The 18,418-nt window shown below is 29.5% G+C and carries 16 protein-coding genes and 1 other annotated feature; of the genes, 10 read left to right on the forward strand and 6 right to left on the reverse strand.

The window, feature by feature from the left end:
* Positions 1 to 105 precede the first annotated feature (105 nt).
* Positions 106 to 1,674, reverse strand: coding sequence for a DEAD/DEAH box helicase (locus B3B03_RS15235; RefSeq protein ID WP_035133090.1), 1,569 nt, complete (start codon positions 1,672 to 1,674; stop codon positions 106 to 108).
* A 248-nt stretch (positions 1,675 to 1,922) separates the two neighbouring features.
* Between B3B03_RS15235 and B3B03_RS15240 the strand changes: the two genes are divergently transcribed.
* The 3 genes from B3B03_RS15240 to B3B03_RS15250 are packed head-to-tail and all read left to right on the forward strand — an operon-like array spanning position 1,923 to position 5,300.
* Positions 1,923 to 3,170 (forward strand): pitrilysin family protein, encoded by a 1,248-nt coding sequence (locus tag B3B03_RS15240; protein ID WP_346848570.1) that lies wholly within the window; start codon positions 1,923 to 1,925, stop codon positions 3,168 to 3,170.
* 37 nt (positions 3,171 to 3,207) lie between these two features.
* Positions 3,208 to 4,071, forward strand: a complete 864-nt coding sequence (recX, locus tag B3B03_RS15245) for a recombination regulator RecX (RefSeq protein WP_346848571.1) — start codon at positions 3,208 to 3,210, stop codon at positions 4,069 to 4,071.
* Between the two features lie 41 nt (positions 4,072 to 4,112).
* Positions 4,113 to 5,300 carry a transglutaminase-like domain-containing protein gene (locus B3B03_RS15250; protein WP_346848572.1) on the forward strand — a complete coding sequence of 396 codons (1,188 nt, stop codon included), beginning with the start codon at positions 4,113 to 4,115 and terminating at the stop codon, positions 5,298 to 5,300.
* A 115-nt stretch (positions 5,301 to 5,415) separates the two neighbouring features.
* Here the strand turns inward: B3B03_RS15250 and B3B03_RS15255 are convergent, their stop codons facing one another.
* Positions 5,416 to 5,775, reverse strand: a complete 360-nt coding sequence (locus tag B3B03_RS15255; protein ID WP_035133086.1) for a tetratricopeptide repeat protein — start codon at positions 5,773 to 5,775, stop codon at positions 5,416 to 5,418.
* A 164-nt stretch (positions 5,776 to 5,939) separates the two neighbouring features.
* Positions 5,940 to 6,157: a binding site (T-box leader), on the forward strand.
* A 199-nt stretch (positions 6,158 to 6,356) separates the two neighbouring features.
* Between B3B03_RS15255 and B3B03_RS15260 the strand changes: the two genes are divergently transcribed.
* The 3 genes from B3B03_RS15260 (at position 6,357) to B3B03_RS15270 (ending at position 11,484) form a co-directional block, all read left to right on the forward strand.
* Positions 6,357 to 8,999 (forward strand): valine--tRNA ligase, encoded by a 2,643-nt coding sequence (locus B3B03_RS15260; protein ID WP_346848573.1) that lies wholly within the window; start codon positions 6,357 to 6,359, stop codon positions 8,997 to 8,999.
* A 208-nt stretch (positions 9,000 to 9,207) separates the two neighbouring features.
* Positions 9,208 to 10,512, forward strand: a complete 1,305-nt coding sequence (locus B3B03_RS15265; protein ID WP_346848574.1) for a folylpolyglutamate synthase/dihydrofolate synthase family protein — start codon at positions 9,208 to 9,210, stop codon at positions 10,510 to 10,512.
* An 87-nt stretch (positions 10,513 to 10,599) separates the two neighbouring features.
* A complete protein-coding gene (locus tag B3B03_RS15270; RefSeq protein ID WP_346848575.1) occupies positions 10,600 to 11,484 on the forward strand; it encodes a YncE family protein in 885 nt (294 codons plus the stop codon).
* 49 nt (positions 11,485 to 11,533) lie between these two features.
* On the opposite strand, the gene B3B03_RS15275 is transcribed toward B3B03_RS15270, so the two are convergent.
* Complete coding sequence (locus B3B03_RS15275) at positions 11,534 to 12,058, reverse strand: DUF4364 family protein (protein WP_035133078.1); 525 nt, start codon at positions 12,056 to 12,058, stop codon at positions 11,534 to 11,536.
* Positions 12,059 to 12,222: 164 nt separating this feature from the next.
* On the opposite strand from B3B03_RS15275, the gene pdaB reads away from it, so the two are divergent.
* Positions 12,223 to 12,987, forward strand: coding sequence for a polysaccharide deacetylase family sporulation protein PdaB (gene pdaB, locus B3B03_RS15280; protein WP_346848576.1), 765 nt, complete (start codon positions 12,223 to 12,225; stop codon positions 12,985 to 12,987).
* Between the two features lie 223 nt (positions 12,988 to 13,210).
* Positions 13,211 to 13,945 carry a single-stranded DNA-binding protein gene (locus B3B03_RS15285; RefSeq protein WP_150846033.1) on the forward strand — a complete coding sequence of 245 codons (735 nt, stop codon included), beginning with the start codon at positions 13,211 to 13,213 and terminating at the stop codon, positions 13,943 to 13,945.
* Between the two features lie 74 nt (positions 13,946 to 14,019).
* On the opposite strand, the gene dapD is transcribed toward B3B03_RS15285, so the two are convergent.
* A complete protein-coding gene (gene dapD, locus B3B03_RS15290) occupies positions 14,020 to 14,730 on the reverse strand; it encodes a 2,3,4,5-tetrahydropyridine-2,6-dicarboxylate N-acetyltransferase (protein WP_150846032.1) in 711 nt (236 codons plus the stop codon).
* 223 nt (positions 14,731 to 14,953) lie between these two features.
* Between dapD and B3B03_RS15295 the strand changes: the two genes are divergently transcribed.
* On the forward strand, positions 14,954 to 15,493 hold the full coding sequence (locus B3B03_RS15295; RefSeq protein ID WP_035133066.1) for a cob(I)yrinic acid a,c-diamide adenosyltransferase: 540 nt from the start codon (positions 14,954 to 14,956) through the stop codon (positions 15,491 to 15,493).
* A gap of 19 nt (positions 15,494 to 15,512) precedes the next feature.
* On the forward strand, positions 15,513 to 16,661 hold the full coding sequence (locus B3B03_RS15300; protein WP_346848577.1) for a pyridoxal phosphate-dependent aminotransferase: 1,149 nt from the start codon (positions 15,513 to 15,515) through the stop codon (positions 16,659 to 16,661).
* 92 nt (positions 16,662 to 16,753) lie between these two features.
* On the opposite strand, the gene dapB is transcribed toward B3B03_RS15300, so the two are convergent.
* Both dapB and dapA read right to left on the reverse strand, forming a co-directional pair.
* Positions 16,754 to 17,503, reverse strand: a complete 750-nt coding sequence (gene dapB, locus B3B03_RS15305; protein WP_346848578.1) for a 4-hydroxy-tetrahydrodipicolinate reductase — start codon at positions 17,501 to 17,503, stop codon at positions 16,754 to 16,756.
* Positions 17,504 to 17,515: 12 nt separating this feature from the next.
* A complete protein-coding gene (gene dapA / locus B3B03_RS15310; RefSeq protein WP_346848579.1) occupies positions 17,516 to 18,394 on the reverse strand; it encodes a 4-hydroxy-tetrahydrodipicolinate synthase in 879 nt (292 codons plus the stop codon).
* Positions 18,395 to 18,418: the final 24 nt, after the last annotated feature.

The raw sequence follows: 18,418 nt of genomic DNA on the forward strand, positions 1-18,418 counted from the left end.
ATATTTTAACATTATATTTTCTATAGATATACAAGATTTGGCAAAAAAATAAAAAATGCAGTATTATGTAAAATACCGCATTTTGGCTATATATTAGATGTAAATCTATTTTCTTTTATTAGATATTTCAATGTTTACTTTTCTTTTACCAAACATTTTTCCTTTAGAATTCTCTAATATTATATTTACAAGATTGCTAGGTACATCAACAAAGGAGAACTTATCAAGGATATCAATTCTTCCAATTTCTTTACCTTTAACACCGGCAGTGTTATCTAAAAATTCAATAACATCTTTAGCTCTGGCCTTGTCGAGCTTACCTATAGATAAGAATAATCTTGTTGTATCATCTACATCTACAGACTCTTCAGCATAGTTACAATTTAATTCTTTATCAAACATTAGTTTTAGTAAAGAAGCAGTAACATCTTCAGCACCATACTCATTTATTAGCTCTTTAGCCATAGGTAAGAATGTATTGTATGAGTCTTCTTGTAATACATTCCCAATGTTTTCTATTAAACTTCCAGATTTAGCAGAGAATATATCAGCTAAAGTAGGAATGTCTTTTTTTACTATTTTACTTTTAGTATGATTTTCTATTTGTCTTATAAAAGAAACTTCTTTTCTTGAAGCAAAGCTATAAGCAATACCTTCTTTATTAGCTCTTCCAGTTCTTCCTATTCTATGCACATAAGATTCTATATCTTGTGGCAAGTCATAGTTAATAACATGAGTAACATCTTCAACATCAATTCCACGAGCTGCAACATCAGTAGCTACAAGAAAATGTAGTTGTCCGCTCTTGAATTTAGCTAATGTGTTCATTCTTTGGCTTTGTTTCATATCTCCGTGCATACCTTCAACACTATAGCCTTTACCATGTAAAGCATCAACTAATTCATCTACACCTTTTTTAGTTTTACAGAACATTATTGTTGTAGTTGGATTATCTACGTCTAAAATTCTACAAAGTGAATCAAATTTATTAGATGAGTTAACTAAAAAGTATGATTGTTGTATTTTGGATACAGTCATGGATTTTTTAGCTATTACAATATGTTGAGCATCAGGTTTCATGTAATTTTTAGATAGGTTTTTTATTGGTCTTGGCATTGTAGCAGAGAATAAAAGCGTTTGTCTTTCCTCATTTAAGTTAGATAGGATACTTTCAATATCCTCAATAAATCCCATGTTTAACATTTCGTCAGCTTCGTCTAAAACTAAGAATTTAACATTTTGAAGTTTTAATGTTCTTCTATTAATGTGATCTAATATTCTTCCAGGAGTTCCAACTACAATATCTACTCCTCTTTTTAGAGCAGCAAGTTGTCTGTCAAAGGATTGACCACCATAGATTGGTAGGATTTTATACTTTTCATACTTACACAATTTCAAAAGTTCTTCGCTAACCTGAATAGCTAATTCTCTTGTTGGAGCTAATATTAAGGTTTGGATAGCTCCACCCTTAGGACCCATGTTGCTAAGAATAGGTGCTCCGAAGGCAAGGGTTTTACCAGTTCCTGTTTGCGCTTGACCTATTATATCGTAACCTTGTAAACTTACAGGAATGCTTTTCTCTTGTATATCACTAGGATTTTCAAAGTTTAAGTCATTTATAGACTTTAATATGGAATCCTTAAGTCCAAGTTCTTCAAATTTAGTTTTTATCATTCATATTCCTCTTCTCTTTTTTCTTTAAATACATCTAATAGTAACACAGTAAATCCATAATAGCAATTGTAAACTGAAATTTTATCTCTAAGTATTTATCCCTAAGTATAATGAAATAAATAAAAATTATGCAGGTGGAAATATAAAACTCTATTACATTTATAGAAAATCATATATTATATTATGTGTAGATATAATTAGAATTATAGGTATAATTATATATAGATATTTTAAATTAAGGAGAATATATGAAAAAATTTTTATTTGATACAATGGAAACATATTTGGAAAATGGACTTAGGTTAATAACTATAAAAAAAGAAACCCAAATAGCTTCTTTAAATATCGGAGTTATGGTTGGAGCTGTTTGTGAAGAAAATCAAGAACGTGGTATATCTCATTTTATAGAGCATATGCTTTTTAAGGGAACTGTAAATAGAGATAATGAAAAATTAAATAGTGATTTAGAAAATTTAGGTGGAGAGTATAATGCTTATACAGATTATATGTCCACTGTTTTTAATACTACTACTTTAAACGAAGAATTAGATGTAAGTTTAGAATTGATTAGTGACTTACTTCAACATCCTACTTTTTTAGAGGAACACATTGAGAAGGAAAGAGGAGTAATATTAGCAGAATTAAGAAGTGGTAAGGATGATGTAGAAGATTTATCTTTTCAAAAAATAAATGATATGGCATTTACTCATAGTCCATTAAAAGTTGATGTAATAGGAAAAGAAGAGATTGTAAAGTCAATTAGTAGAGAAGATTTGATAAGATATTATAATAATCACTATGTTTCTAATAATACAGTGATAACAGTGGTATCATCTTATGAACATGAATATGTAATAGAGTTAGTTAAAAAATATTTTAGTCAGTGGAAAAGAAAAAAAGTAAGTAAGCCTATTTTAAATTTTGAAAAAAATAAAGACAAAATTAAGATTACGCATAGAGATAATATGGAGCAGAGTACAATAATATATTTATATACATTTAATGATCTAACTAAGAAGGAAGAGTTAGCTTTAAGAATATTAAATCACAAGTTTGGAGAGAGTTCTAATTCTATATTATTTAGAGAACTTAGAGAAGATAGGGGACTTGCTTATGATATTTATACAAGTCTTGACTTAACAAACAACTTGAAAACTTTATATATCTATGCAGCAGTAGCACCAGAGGATGTTGATGCAACTATAGAAACCATAAATAATTGTATAGAAAAAATTAAAGAGGAAATAATTGTATTTGATGGTAATACTATAAATTTAATGAAAAAGGTGTTTAAGACTGCTATAGCTTCTACTTTAGAGGATTCAACAGATTTAGGAAATTATGTAGTACATCAGGCTATGGAAGAGGATAATTTATATCAATTTAATGAAGATATGGAGAATTTGAATTATATAGTAGCTCAAGATTTATATGAAGTAGCTAAGAAGGTACTAAATAAGCCTACAATTCATGTGCTTCTATGTGATAGGGAGTAAGGTATAAAATTTCTATAGATGATGGGAAGGAAGAACAGTGAGTAAAATAATTACTAAGATTGAAGCCCAAAAGAAAAAGGATAACAGAGTAAATATATTTATAAATGGTGAATTTGCCTTTGGATGTAGCAGTGAGTTAGTATATTATCATAATTTATCTAAGGGAAAAGAAATTAATATTGAAGACCTAAAGAAAGTTATAGTTGAAGATAATTTTCTTACAGCAAAGACAAAGGCTTTAAAGTATATTGAGAGAGCTCTAAAGAGTGAGTTTCAAGTGAGAGAATTTCTACAAAGGAAAGAATATGAAGATAGTGTCATAGACAGAGTTTTGGAATTTCTAAAGGCATATAAATTTATTGATGACGAATATTATGCAAAAGCTTTTGTAACACAAAATATTAGAATAGAAGGCAAAGGAAACATTAGATATAAACTTATAAAAAAGGGTATATCTGAGGAAATGATAAATAACATACTAAATGAAATTTCTTCTAAGGATGAAGAAATAGTGGCTTTAAAGCTAGCAGAAAAAAAACTTAAAGTGCTATGTAAAAATGAAGGCAATATAGTAAAAATAAAAAGTAAACTTAATACTTTTTTAATATCTAAGGGATATAATTTTGATACTATTAAATCAGTAGTAAATAAATTAGAAATCAAGGAAAAAGAAAATATAGAGGTCTTTAGGTCAGATGGTTATAATCAGGTTAAGGAAAATCAATGGGATGAACTTCTCAGTATTGCAGAGAAAAGATATGAACGCCTTAGCAAGTCAGAAGAGGATGCAATTAAAATAAAGAAAAAATTACAGGATTTCCTTTTAAGAAAGGGTTATAATTACAGCGATATCAAAACTGTATTAAACAAGATTATTAAAGGTGAAGATCCCTATTATTAAATCTAGAAGAAAATCTAACAGGAGAGAAAAGGAGGGATAGAATGGAATTTTTAGAGGAGTATAATATAAATATTGTTTCATTAGTATTGGTTATAGCATTTGTATATCCTGTAATAATGGGCATTGTATTTAAATTGAAAAGTAAAAGCATGGTGGTTACAATTAAGGGTGTATTAACTTCTATGGCAATGGTTTGTTCAATAATACTAACTACTGTGGTGGTAAAAAATGTGTTTGCATTAGATAAGTATGGATTAGTTGAATATATATCCTCAAAGATTTCTCCATCCTTTGCTTATCTTATTACTAAATCTAAGCTATTTAATGGGATTATACTATTGTTTACATTCTTAATTATTTATCAGATATTTAAAGCCCTTATAGAATTTATTAGCAGGACTACTTTATATCCAGCTTCAGATGCCATTGATACCAGTATTAGAAATACAGGCAGAGGTACTAGAGCTTTATTAGGAGGAATGTTTCAAATTCCTAAGGCTATATGTTATATGATAATATTATCAGCACTACTTAGCTATGCATCAATTTTTTTAAATAATCCAAAGCTAGATAATAAATTAAATTCATCTACCATATATAGTTATATTAATAAAAAGATTATAGAGCCTGTTACGGATTCTGAGATAGCTAAAAGTTTCCCCAATATATTAGAGAATTCATTTAAAGTAGTAGATGAGAAAAATAATATAGTAGATGATGTAAATGGATATCTTCAAGGGGTAGTTTTTTATAATGGAGTAACATTAGATGAGGGAATAAGATCTAATGAGATCATAGATAATACTGCGTTAAGTATAACTAGTAAGTATGATAACGATTATGATAAAGCAAGATCTTTATATGAATGGATAGGGAATGCTATAATTTATGATGATGATAAGGCTACAGAAGTTATGAATAATCCCATACCTACAGAGATTAATTCTGGAGCCATAAATACTTTTAATACAGGAAAAGGTGTTTGCTTTGACTATGCATGTTTATATGTTGCAATGTGTAAAGCAAATGATATACCAGTAAGACTAATTGTAGGAGAAGGTTATAATGGAATGTCTTGGGTTAGTCACTCATGGAATGAAGTGTATATAAAGGAAATGGATAAATGGGTAAATGTGGATTCAACTTTTTATAATGCAGGGAATTATTTTGATAATGATACCTTTAATTCAGAGCATAGAAATAGAAAAATCGCAGGAGAATGGAAGTAAAAATTTAATTAAAACTTAAGTTTTAATTAGTCTTTTATATTAGATTTATATAACTTTTATATTATAAAGTTTGTATTATGAAATTAAAATAATAGTTAAATATAAAAAAACAAGCTTATATGCTTGTTTTTTTATATTTAGAAAGTATGAAACTTATGGCCTTTTCACATTCAGTATCCGTATTATCTATGGACCATGCAGTATTAAAATAATTTAGGGCCTTTTTATTTTCATCCATCATTACATGACAATAAGCAAGGTTGAAATAATATTTACTTTCTTTTCGTAGATTCAAAGCTCTATGAATAAGAGGTATTGCAGCCTTATAGTTTTTTAGTTTAATAAAACATACAGCAGAATTATAAAATGAAGGTGCTTCATATTCCTTTAACTCTGCAGATTTTTTATACATATCAATAGCATTTTTATAGTCCTTAAGTTTATATAAATCATTACCTTGTGCAAAATAATTCAAGGAAAAGACCTCCTAATTAGTACTTTATCTTAATATTTTCCATTTTGTTCTAAAATATACTATAACATTTATAAATTTATGTAAATTATATTTTGAAATTTGTATTGACAAAAGAGTTGTATTGTATATAATATTATAAAAGAGAAATATATATAATACATAATAAATTGACTGTGATGAAGAGGAGTAAGAATATGAAATATTAAGAGAGGAAAATCCATGGGCTGAAAGGTTTTCTATAGGAAGTATTTTGAAGGTAGCTTCGGAGTTGCTTTAGCGAAATTAAGTAGCTAGAGACGGTGGTTCCTCATCGTTAAAATTAAGAGAGTCTTAAAAGTAATTTTGAGAAATAAAGGTGGTAACGCGCGCTGTCGTCCTTTGGGGTGATAGCGCTTTTTTTTATTAATTTTATACTAATCTATTAAATTACCCTAGTATTAAGTATATTAATAAATGTAATGCTAATTTCTGTGTAATAGTTTAGTTAAGGTTTTGTACATTATAGCTACTAAGAACTGTAATTGTTAGAACAAGTAATCAAAAGTAAAAAATAAAAACATATAGAAGGGCAGGTAATAACAATGGATGAAAATAACAATATAGCAAAGAATTATGATCCTAAAGAGTTTGAAGAAAGACTATATAAGTGGTGGGAAGAAAGTGGATTTTTTACTCCACAAGTAGATAAAAATAAAAAGCCATATACAGTAATAATGCCACCACCGAATATCACAGGACAACTGCACCTTGGTCATGCTTTAGATAACACTCTTCAAGATATACTTATAAGAACTAAGAGAATGCAAGGGTATAGCACATTATGGCTTCCGGGAGAAGACCATGCAAGTATAGCTACTGAAGTAAGAGTTGAAAAAGCTTTACTTGCAAAAGGAATTAAAAAGAAGGAAATTGGTAGAGAGGCATTTTTAGAAAAGGTTTGGGAATGGACAGAGGAATATAGAGATAGAATTAAAACTCAACTTAAAAAAATGGGTTGTTCTGCTGATTTTACAAGAGAAGCTTTTACTATGGATGAAAATTTAAGTAAGGCTGTTAGAGAAGTTTTTGTTAAATTATACAAAGATGGTCTTATATATCAAGGAAATAGAATTACAAACTGGTGTCCTAAATGTATGACTGCTATCTCAGATGCGGAGATTGAATATGAAGAGCAAGGAGGACATTTCTGGCACATAAATTACCCTGTAATAGGTATTGATGAAGTAGTTGAAATTGCTACAACAAGGCCAGAAACTTTACTTGGAGATACTGCAGTAGCAGTTAATCCTAAGGATGAAAGATATGCTCACCTAGTTGGTAAGAAACTTAGGTTACCATTAGTGAATAGAGAAATTCAAGTTGTTGCCGATGACTATGTAGATATGGAATTTGGAACAGGTTGTGTTAAGATAACTCCAGCTCATGACCCTAATGATTATCAAGTAGGTAAGAGGCATAACTTAGATGAAGTTGTAGTTTTGGAGGAAAATGGAACTATATCTGAAGGTTATGGAAAGTATTCAGGACTTGAGAGATATGAAGCTCGAAAGCTTATTATAAAAGATTTGGAAGAACACGGATATTTAGTTAAGATTAAAGAGCATAGTCACAATGTAGGAACTCATGATAGATGTGGATGTACTATTGAGCCAATGCTTTCTAAGCAATGGTATGTAAAAATGGATACTCTTGCAGCACCAGCAATTAAGGCCGTAAAAGAAAAAGATATAAAATTCATTCCAGAAAGATTTGAAAAAATCTACTATAACTGGATGGAAAATATTCAAGATTGGTGTATTTCAAGACAATTATGGTGGGGACATAGAATTCCAGTTTGGTACTGTAAAGATTGTGGAGAGATAATAGTTGATACAGAAGCTCCAACTCATTGCAGTAAGTGTAGATCTATAAATCTAGAGCAAGATAAAGACGTTTTAGATACTTGGTTTAGTTCAGCCCTATGGCCATTCTCAACATTAGGTTGGCCTGGTGATACAGAGGATTTAAAATATTTTTATCCAACAAGTACATTGGTTACTGGTGGAGATATTATATTCTTCTGGGTTGCAAGAATGATATTCTCAGGTTTGTACAACATGGATGAAGTACCATTTAAAACAGTATTTTTCCATGGTATGGTTAGAGATGATCAAGGCAGAAAGATGTCTAAGTCTTTAGATAACGGTGTTGATCCACTAGAAGTTATAGAAAATTATGGAGCAGATGCTCTAAGATTTTCCCTTGTTACTGGTAATGCTCCAGGAAGTGATATAAGATTCTATGAATCAAGAGTTGAGGCAGCAAGAAACTTTGCTAATAAGATTTGGAATGCATCAAGATTTGTTATGATGTACAATGATGAAGTTCTTATAGAGAAATATAAAGATTGTAAAAACTATTCTGTAGCCGACAGATGGATATTATCAAGACTTAACAATATAGTTAAAGAAGTTACAGAGAATATAGAAAAATATGAAATCGGTATTGCACTTCAGAAGGTTCATGACTTTATGTGGACTGAATTCTGTGATTGGTATATAGAAATTGCTAAACCATCTCTATATAGTGATAATGAAGAAGTTAAAGGAATAGCTTTAAATGTTCTTAATAAAGTTTTAGTTTCAGGATTAAAATTACTTCATCCAGTAATGCCATATATCACAGAAGAGATTTATACTCACTTAACTAAAGAAAGTGAATCTATTACAATTGCTAAATGGCCAGAGTTTGAAGCTGATTTAGAAGATTTCAAAGCAGAAGAATATATGAATTATATTATAGATGCCATAAGAAATACAAGAAATGCAAGAACAGAAATGAATGTACCACCTTCAAGAAAGGCTAAAACATATATATATGCAACTGAAGCAGCAGAAGCTTTTAAAGAAGGAAAAGTTTACTTTGAAAAATTAGCATCTGCTAGTGAAGTTATAATCTTAAACGCTAAAGAAGAAGCACCAGAAAATATAGTATCTGTAGTTTCAAAGGGCGCAGAGATTTACATGCCACTTTTAGAGTTAGTAGATGTAGAGAAAGAACTTGAAAGATTAAACAAAGAAAAAGCTAAATTACAAGGAGAAATTGAAAGAGTAGAGAAAAAACTTGCTAATGAAAGATTTGTTTCTAAAGCTCCAGCTGAGGTTGTTGAAGAGGAAAAAACTAAGGGTGAAAAGTACAGAGAAATGTATAATTCCGTATTAGAGAGTATAGAAAAGTTACAATAAAAAACATTTAAGAATGTTTATATAAAAATAAATTTTAATATTAATAAATAGAAGGATATCTAAAAGTGTATAGACTATATATTTTATTTATAGTCTTATACTTTTCAGATATCCTTTTTAATATTGATAATTACTAGTGTGATATAGTTGAGTATGGATATGTAATGAGGTAAAATAGGTTATGAAATTAGAATTCAGGAGGGGTATTATGAATTATACTGAAGCTATTAACTATATAAAGGATACTGCTAAGTTTGGAAGTAAACTAGGCTTGGAAAGAACAGAAAAGATACTAGAACTCCTTGGAGATCCACATAAGAAGATTAAAGCTATTCATGTGGCAGGAACTAATGGTAAAGGTTCAACCACAGCTATGATTACAAAGATATTAATACATAGTGGGTACAAAGTAGGATGCTATATATCTCCTTATATTGAAGAGTTTGAAGAGCGTATTCAGATAAATAATAAGAATATTCCCAAGGAAGATTTAGCTAGGATAGTTACAGAAGTTTCAATGGCCGTTAAAGAAGTAACTACTTTAGGTTATGGTAACCCTACTGAGTTTGAGATAATAACTTGTGCAGGATTTTTATATTTTCATAAAATGAAGGCTGATTTTGTTGTTGTAGAGGTAGGACTTGGAGGAAGACTAGACTCTACTAATGTTATAGAACCAATTTTATCTATAGTTGGATCTGTAAGCTATGATCATATGAATATTTTAGGAAATACCTTAGAGGAAATTGCTTATGAAAAGGGTGGAATTATTAAAAATAATACTCCAGTAGTTTTATATCCACAGGAAGATAAAGTCACTAAAGTCATAGAGAACATTTGTAAAGAAAAAAATTCACCACTTATAAAAGTGAAAAGAGAAAATGCATCTTTAGTTAAAGTAGGAGAGTATAAGGGAAATACAGTGGTTCAAAATTTAAACATTATAACAGAAAGAGACAGTTATAATGTTAAATTATCTCTTTTAGGAACTTATCAGGTTCAAAATTGTAATGTTGTTATAAATGTTTGTGAAGCTTTAATAGATCTTGGAGTTAATATTACAAAGGAAAGTATAACAAATGGTTTATCTCAAGTTAAATGGCCAGGTAGATTAGAAATTATGAGAATAAATCCTTTAGTGGTAATTGATGGTGCTCATAATATTGATGGTATAAGGAAGTTAACTGAAAGTATAGATATTTATTTTAAGTATAGAAAACTAGTGTTAATAATAGGAATTTTAGCAGATAAGCAAGTAGATGAAATGATAAGTATAATATGTCCTAAAGCAGAAAAAATTATAGCTGTAACTCCTCATAGTGAGAGAGCTGAGCTATGTGAAGATTTAAAGGAGAAGATTAATATTTGCAATAAAGAGTGTGAAGCTATTATGGATTATGAAGAAGCATACGTTAAAGCACTTTCCTATTGTGATGAGGATACTTTACTAGTCATATCTGGTTCTCTTTATATGGTGGGAGATATGAGGAAGATAATAAGAAATCATAATTAATTTTAAATATAATATATTTATGGTGTAACAAATTTTTCGTAGCATAATGGAAGGTTCCTTCATAGTATAATGTGAGGAGGGATTCCAATGAGGTACTTATATATTTGTAATACAACTCAAGATAGCATTAACAAAATTGGTATAGAGAAGTTTGCATTAGAAGATGTTATAAAGTTAGAAGGAGTTAATGAAAATAAAGTAGGTCCTCATGGATTATGTATACAAGGGGATCAATTATTCACTTCAAATTGTTACGATGGTTCAGTGTCTATAGTTAATTTGAAGGATTTAAAATCCTATAGCTATTATTTAGGAAGAAACTGTAGAGATATTTGTGCCTTGGGAAATCATTTATATATTATTTGCGGAGACTCAAATAATGTTGTAACTTTTGATTTGAATAAAAAAGAAATAATAGAGATTATTCCTTGTGGAGACTCTCCACATAGTATTGACTGTTGTAATCACAGCAATGAAATAGTTGTAGCCAATAATGGTGACGATACAATTACAGTATTTGATTCGTTATATGGTAGTGACATTAAAAACATAAAGGTAGGGCAAGCACCAACAAAAGCGTTATTTACTTTAAATGGGGATTATATTCTTGTTTGTGAAAGTAGTGCAGGTAGTTTGGATAAGGGGTGTGTAAGTGTTATATCAAGCAGAAATCATAAAGTAATACATAGATTATCAGTGGGAAATTGTCCTTTTGATATGTATTGCGATGAAAAGTATTGCTATGTATCTAACTATGGTGATGGAACTATATCCATTATTGATATTGTAAATTTTATAAATGTAAAGAGTATAAGAATTGGTGGTATGCCTAGAGGAATAATTTGCGATGAAAGGTATATTTACGTAGGAGATAGCTACAATGATTTGATAATGAGGATTAATAAAAATGATAATCATGAAAAATTAATCATCCCATTAAAGGGCCAGCCTACAGGGATGATTATAGATTAAAATATTTATGAAAATACTAAGGGTAGATTTATAATGAGCTTAATAAAAATTACTCAGTTAAAACTTTAATAATCTTAGTGTATAAGTCAGAGGGGTTAGCTTTCCATTTGGAACATAACTCTCTGGCTTGTTTATTTGATGCCACTGTTACCTTAATTTCCATGAGAGGGATATTATTTTCAGAAGCACCTAGGCTAACTACATAACTATTGGAATTTTCAATGGTGTAATCAGCTGAAATTGTAGCCTCTTTTTTTATTAGATTCATTTTCCCATCTATATAAGAATTTAATTTACTTAAACTATCCTTAGATAATCTATTTTTAAATAAAGATAGGACTTCTTTACCTTTACTTGATATTACTAATCTATCTTTATCTTTATAATTAATTTTATTTATTAGTTGAGACGAGATTAAATCATCTATATATTCTTGCAGTGTAAAATAATTTATAAAATTATTTTCAAGGACAATTTCTGTAAGTTGTATGTTTGATATAGGTAAATCAACTTTATCTATTATATGCAACAGTAGAAGCTTGTTTTCTGCTAAGTTCAAAGAATTATCAAACATAAAGTAACCTCCTTTAAACCATGTACTTTTATACATATTTATTATATTAAATTATAACACATATTTATTAAATATGAATTAAGTTTACATGATATAGTATAGCATATAATAACTGATTATGAATATAATTTTATAGAAAGTATGTTTATAAGTAAAGGAGGAATATGGATAGATCTAATAGAATTAAGATAAAAATAACAACTTATTTAGCATTGTTAATATTAATAGTGTGTATAAGTATTATGGGACGTGTATTTTATAAGGAGACCTTTATTCCAACAGATAGAAAGGTACCTATTTATTCAGTAGACACAAAAGAAAAGAAAATGGCTATAACCTTTGATGTTAATTGGGGTGATGATAAAACTAATGAAATTCTAGATGTTCTCGATAAATATAATGTAAAGGCCACATTTTATATTATCGGATTATGGTGTGATGATTATCCAGACAAAGTAATAGAAATTTCAAAGAGAGGACATGAAATAGGAAATCATTCTAATAAACATCCTGATTATACCAATCTGACAAAGGAGAGTATAATTAAGGATTTAGAAATAGCTAATGCTAAAATATTAAATTTGACTGGAGAAATGCCTAAAACGTTTAGATTTCCATCAGGCTCATATAATGATGATTCAGTAGAAGCTATACAAAGTACAGGGTTAAAGGCAATACAGTGGGATGTTGATAGTGTTGACTGGAAGGCTAATGGAGCAGATATAGAATATGAAAGAATAGTATCAAAGGCAAGGGAAGGCTCTATACTACTATTTCATAATGATGGAAAGTACACCACAGAAAATTTGCCGAAAATAATTGAAAAATACCAAGCTATGGGTTATGAATTTATTACAGTGTCTAACTTAATATATAGTGATAATTATTATCTAGATCATTCAGGGAAACAAATACTAAATGAAAACTGACAAAATTATTGCATATTTTAATTATAAGACTAAAAAATGTGAATTTTTGAAAATTAAATGTTGTAAAATTTAGACAATTATTCTATAATTAATTCACGGGGGTAATGTAAATAGAACTATAAGAAAAATATTTGATTTTTACTATAAATAGTTATATTTTTATTTTTTATGAATATAAATTATAGTAAATTTTACTAAAAAACCAAGGGAAAGAGGGGTTACCATGGATAATAATATTTTTAATAACAAAATTTACTTAGAGGGAAAAGTTATCTCAGATTTAGAGTTTAGCCACGAAATGTATGGAGAGGGATTTTACAATTTTGAATTTGAGGTTTCAAGACTTAGTGATACTTCTGACATATTAGTAATTACAGTATCAGAAAGATTAATTGCAGGAATTGATGTAAGTATTGGAAGTGAGCTTGTAATAGATGGACAGCTTAGATCCTATAACAAGTTTGTAGATGGTGCCAATAGACTTATATTAACTGTATTTGCAAGAGATATTCGCCAACTTGAGGAAAGAGGAAAAAATCCAAATCAAATTTTCTTAGATGGATATATTTGCAAGGCACCCGTTTACAGAACAACACCATTTGGCAGAGAAATAGCAGATATGTTATTAGCTGTTAATAGATTGTACAATAAATCAGATTACATTCCTACTATCGCTTGGGGAAGGAACTCTAGATTTTGTAAGAGTTTAGAAGTAGGGGATAACATTAGAATTTGGGGAAGATTACAAAGTAGGGAATATCAAAAGAAAGTTTCAGATACAGAAGTAGTTAAAAAAATTGCCTATGAAGTTTCAATCTCTAAAATGGAAAGAGTTACTGACGAAAATAGAGATAATGTAACTATTATAGGAAAAGTGGACAATGATCCATCTACAGATGAGAGTAACAATATACAAGAAACAAATTTAAATGATAATGAAGAGAAAGAAGTTATTTAATGAGATAAATCAACCCAAAAGCTATCATGAAGAAGTCCTTCATGATAGCTTTTGGGTTGTTATTTTATAATTTATTATTTTCTTAAATCAGCTAAGATTTCAGTTTTACTCTTAGTTTTATCATCTACATGTTTAATTATTTTAGCTGGAGAGCCAGCTACAACTACATTTTCAGGTACATCTGTTGTAACGATAGCACCAGCAGCTACTACTGAATGATTTCCTATTTTTACACCTTCTAAGATTACTGCATTAGCTCCTATAAGTACATGGTCACCAATTTCACATGGAGACTTGCTAGGTGGTTCTAAAACTCCAGCAACTACTGCTCCAGCTCCAAGGTGGACCCCTTTACCAAGCTTTCCTCTAGCACCTACAACAGCATTCATATCTACCATGGTTTCATCACCGATTTCAGCACCTATGTTGATAACAGCACCCATCATAATAACAGCATTATTTCCAATAGAAACTCTATCACGGATTATTGCACCTGGCTCAATTCTAGCATTTATACTTCTTGTATCAAGCATAGGTATAGCTGAGTTTCTTCTATCAGATTCAAGCCTGTAGTTATGTATTTTTTCTTTATTTGCATCTAAAAAATTATTTATATCAGCGCTATCGCCAAATAAAACATAAAAGCTGCCTTCGCCAAAACAGTCTACATTTTCAAAGTTACAATCCTTTAGATCACCTTTAACATAAGCTTTCACAGGGGTTGATTTCTTTGACTCCTTTATAAATCTAGCAATTTCATATGGATCAGTAAAGTTATATTCCATACCTCTAACTCCTTTCGACAAGTAATATATATTCATTTATATATTATCCTAAAAACTCAACAATAATTATAAATAAATAAGATATTTTTGAATATAATACTTAGTATATTTAATTTATCAATATAGTATATCTATAGTTATATCATAAAAATCATATATAATGGAATATTTTATTTGTAAATGATATAATAAAATTAAAAAAGTAGACCTAGGAGGTAAATATATGGGAAACTTAAACAAAGGATATATTCAAATATATACTGGAAACGGAAAAGGAAAAACTACAGCAGCGGTGGGGCTTGCAACTAGAGCTGCTGGAAATAAATATAGAGTATGTATGGTTCAGTTTTTAAAAAGTGATGCAACAGGAGAATTAGAGTCAGCTAAACTTATGGCTCCATATTTTACTATTCATAGATTTGAAAGACCTAGAGGATTTTTTTGGACATTAAATGATCAAGAAAAGTTAGAGCTAAAAGAGGATATTCAAGAAGCGTATAAGTTTTGTATAAAACAGTTGGAAGAAGGAAATTGTGATATATTGATAATGGATGAAATAATGGGAACTTTATCTAATGGGTTAATTACAGAAGAACAATTAATAGAATTGATAGATAAAAAACCAGATGATGTAGAACTTATAATGACAGGTAGAAATGTGCCAGAATCAATAATGCAAAGAGCTAATTTAGTTACTGAAATGAAAGATCTTAAACACTACTTTAATGAAGGGGTTCCAGCAAGAAGAGGAATAGAATTCTAAGGAGTATAAGGTATAAATTATGAGGTTGTCAAGTAATATAGATAATATAGAAATATCAGGAATAAGGAAATTTTATAATAAGGTCGCTAAGATAGAAGGTGCTATATCACTAACTCTAGGTGAGCCAGATTTTAAAATACCTGGGGAAATAAAAGAGGCTATGAAAAAGTCTCTTGATGAAGATAGGACTACTTATACACCTAATGCTGGGATAGAAGAGTTAAGAGAAGAAATTTCTAAGTATCTAAATTCTTTAAATATAAGTTTCTCCAGTAAAGAAATATGTGTAACTGTAGGAGGAAGTGAAGGATTATTATCTACTTTTACTGGAATATTAAATCCAGGAGATAAAGTTCTAATACCTTCCATTGCATATCCTGCCTATGAAAATTGTGTTAAGATTCTTGGTGGAGAGGTAATAAATTATAATATTAAGGAAGATTTATCTTTAGATATGGAGCAATTGGAGAGAGTTATAGAGAAAGAGTGTCCTAAGGTGATGGTAGTATCTTATCCATCAAATCCTACAGGACAACTTTTGACCAAGGATCAATGTGATAGATTATTTAATATATTAAAAGATAAAGATATATTAATTGTAAGTGATGAAATTTATAGCTCTATTGTATTTGGAGAATTTAACTCTATATCACAGTATGGAAAGTTAAAAGATAAACTTATACTTATAGGTGGATTTTCAAAAATGTTTTCCATGACAGGAATTAGAATAGGATATGTATGTGCAGCGGAATGGATATTAAATAGCATAATAAAGGTTCATCAATACAATGTGTCATGTGCACCGTCTATTGGTCAATATGGAGCTTTAGAAGGACTTAAGAAGTCTATGTACCATATGGAACATATAAAATCAGAATTAAAGATAAGAAGGGATTATGTCTATGATAGACTAGTTTCTATGGGGCTTGAAGTTATAAGACCACAGGGAGCATTTTATATATTTCCGTGTATAAAATCCTTTGGATTTAGTAGTGAAGATTTTTGTGATAAGCTACTTGAGGATACTAAGGTAGCCGTAGTACCAGGAACTGCATTTGGAAAAGGTGGAGAAGGGTATGTTAGAATTTCTTATTGCTACAGCATGGAAAATTTAAAATTATCTTTAGATTTAATGGAACAGTGGTTAAATCAGATAAAGCTTAACTAAGGGTTAAATATAAAAGATAAGTAAATATTAAATAAAAGTGTTATGAAAATATAGATTTCATAACACTTTTTATTTGAACTAAATTTGATTTACTATTTAACTACATCGTCCATAGAATATATGCCTTTTGGTTTGTTATGAACATACTCACAAGCCTTTAAAGCGCCTACAGCGAATACTTCTCTTGAAATAGCAGAGTGTTTAATTTCAATTACTTCACCCATACCAGCAAATATAACTTCATGGTCACCTATAATATTTCCACCACGGATTGCATGAATTCCTATTTCCTTGTGTTCTCTTTTAGAGATTCCTTCTCTACCATAGTTGAAGGTTGTTTCTTCTTCTATAGAGTCCTTTATAGTATTTGCAAGAAGTAGTGCAGTACCACTTGGAGCATCTACCTTTTGATTGTGATGTTTTTCTATTATCTCAATATCAAAATCTGTATATAGTTTATTGCTAATAGATTTTAATAAATTATTTATTATATTAATTCCTATAGACATATTAGCGGAATAGAACACAGGAATTGAATTTTGTAGATTTTTAATATGAACTATTTGTTCTTCCGTATAGCCAGTAGTGCAAAATACTACTGGTAATGAGTGAGCTAAAGCATATTTTGATATAGAGTCTAAACTTGAAGGTCTTGAGAAGTCCAGAATTACATCTACTTCTTCTGTTACTTTATCTATGGAATCATAAATAGAGTAATTAAAATTAGATTCTGTATTCATATCTACTCCAGCTTGAATATTTAGTGTTTCAGAAGTAGAAGCTACCTTTGAAATCATATGACCCATTTTTCCGTTACATCCAACTAATAAAATCTTTACCATGTATAGTCTCCTTTATAATAAGTAGTAGTTTTTTAGAGCTTCTTTCAAAGTCTCTAAATTATTATCATCCATATCAACTAATGGAAGTCTTAAGTTTCCAACACTTCGACCCATAAGATTTAAGGCAGTTTTTATAGGAATAGGGTTTGTTTCACAGAAACATGCATTAGTTAAAGGGATTGTTTTTAAAAATAACTCTTGAGCTGCTTTTATTTCTCCATTAAAGAATAATTCACATATATTATGAACATCTTTAGGTACAATATTTGCAATAACTGATATTATACCAAGTCCGCCTATAGCAAGAGTTGGTATAATTTCATTATCATTCCCAGAATATATATCTAATTTATCTCCACAGAGATATTTTATTTCTGCAATTTGGCTTATATTTCCACTAGCTTCCTTTACAGCAACAATATTATCTAGCTGACAAAGTTCATGGAGAGCCTTTGGTGAAATATTCATGCCAGTTCTAGATGGTACATTATATACTACTATAGGAGTATTAACAGCTTCAGCAATAGTTTTAAAATGAGCAATTAAGCCTTTTACTGAAGTCTTATTGTAGTAAGGGTTAATTACTAAAAGTCCATCTACACCAACAGACTCAGCGTAGATGCTCATTTTAACAGAAGCCATGGTGTTATTACTACCAGTACCAGCTATAACAGGGATTCTCTTATTAACTGTATCTACAGTGAATTTTATAGTTTCTTTTCTCTCAGCCTCTGTCATAGTAGATGCTTCTCCAGTTGTACCACATACTATGATAGCGTCAGTTCCATTTTCAATATGCCATTCTAATAATTCTTTTAATTTAGGAAAGTCTACACCGTCTTTGCTAAATGGAGTTACAATTGCAACACCAGAACCTTTAAAAATACTCATATATACACCTCTTAAATCATTATA

Source organism: Clostridium sp. UBA5712 (genome assembly GCF_002419845.1).
In the GTDB taxonomy this organism is placed as follows: domain Bacteria; phylum Bacillota; class Clostridia; order Clostridiales; family Clostridiaceae; genus Clostridium_J; species Clostridium_J sulfidigenes.

Bases quoted from the DNA above. Each gene is read 5' to 3' on its own strand.
- dapD (WP_150846032.1), bottom strand. From the start codon at position 14,730: ATGGAATATAACTTTACTGATCCATATGAAATTGCTAGATTTATAAAG.
- pdaB (WP_346848576.1), top strand. From the start codon at position 12,223: ATGGATAGATCTAATAGAATTAAGATAAAAATAACAACTTATTTAGCA.
- B3B03_RS15240 (WP_346848570.1), top strand. From the start codon at position 1,923: ATGAAAAAATTTTTATTTGATACAATGGAAACATATTTGGAAAATGGA.
- B3B03_RS15285 (WP_150846033.1), top strand. From the start codon at position 13,211: ATGGATAATAATATTTTTAATAACAAAATTTACTTAGAGGGAAAAGTT.
- dapB (WP_346848578.1), bottom strand. From the start codon at position 17,503: ATGGTAAAGATTTTATTAGTTGGATGTAACGGAAAAATGGGTCATATG.
- B3B03_RS15265 (WP_346848574.1), top strand. From the start codon at position 9,208: ATGAATTATACTGAAGCTATTAACTATATAAAGGATACTGCTAAGTTT.
- B3B03_RS15250 (WP_346848572.1), top strand. From the start codon at position 4,113: ATGGAATTTTTAGAGGAGTATAATATAAATATTGTTTCATTAGTATTG.
- B3B03_RS15295 (WP_035133066.1), top strand. From the start codon at position 14,954: ATGGGAAACTTAAACAAAGGATATATTCAAATATATACTGGAAACGGA.
- B3B03_RS15260 (WP_346848573.1), top strand. From the start codon at position 6,357: ATGGATGAAAATAACAATATAGCAAAGAATTATGATCCTAAAGAGTTT.
- B3B03_RS15270 (WP_346848575.1), top strand. From the start codon at position 10,600: ATGAGGTACTTATATATTTGTAATACAACTCAAGATAGCATTAACAAA.
- dapA (WP_346848579.1), bottom strand. From the start codon at position 18,394: ATGAGTATTTTTAAAGGTTCTGGTGTTGCAATTGTAACTCCATTTAGC.
- B3B03_RS15275 (WP_035133078.1), bottom strand. From the start codon at position 12,058: ATGTTTGATAATTCTTTGAACTTAGCAGAAAACAAGCTTCTACTGTTG.
- B3B03_RS15235 (WP_035133090.1), bottom strand. From the start codon at position 1,674: ATGATAAAAACTAAATTTGAAGAACTTGGACTTAAGGATTCCATATTA.
- B3B03_RS15300 (WP_346848577.1), top strand. From the start codon at position 15,513: ATGAGGTTGTCAAGTAATATAGATAATATAGAAATATCAGGAATAAGG.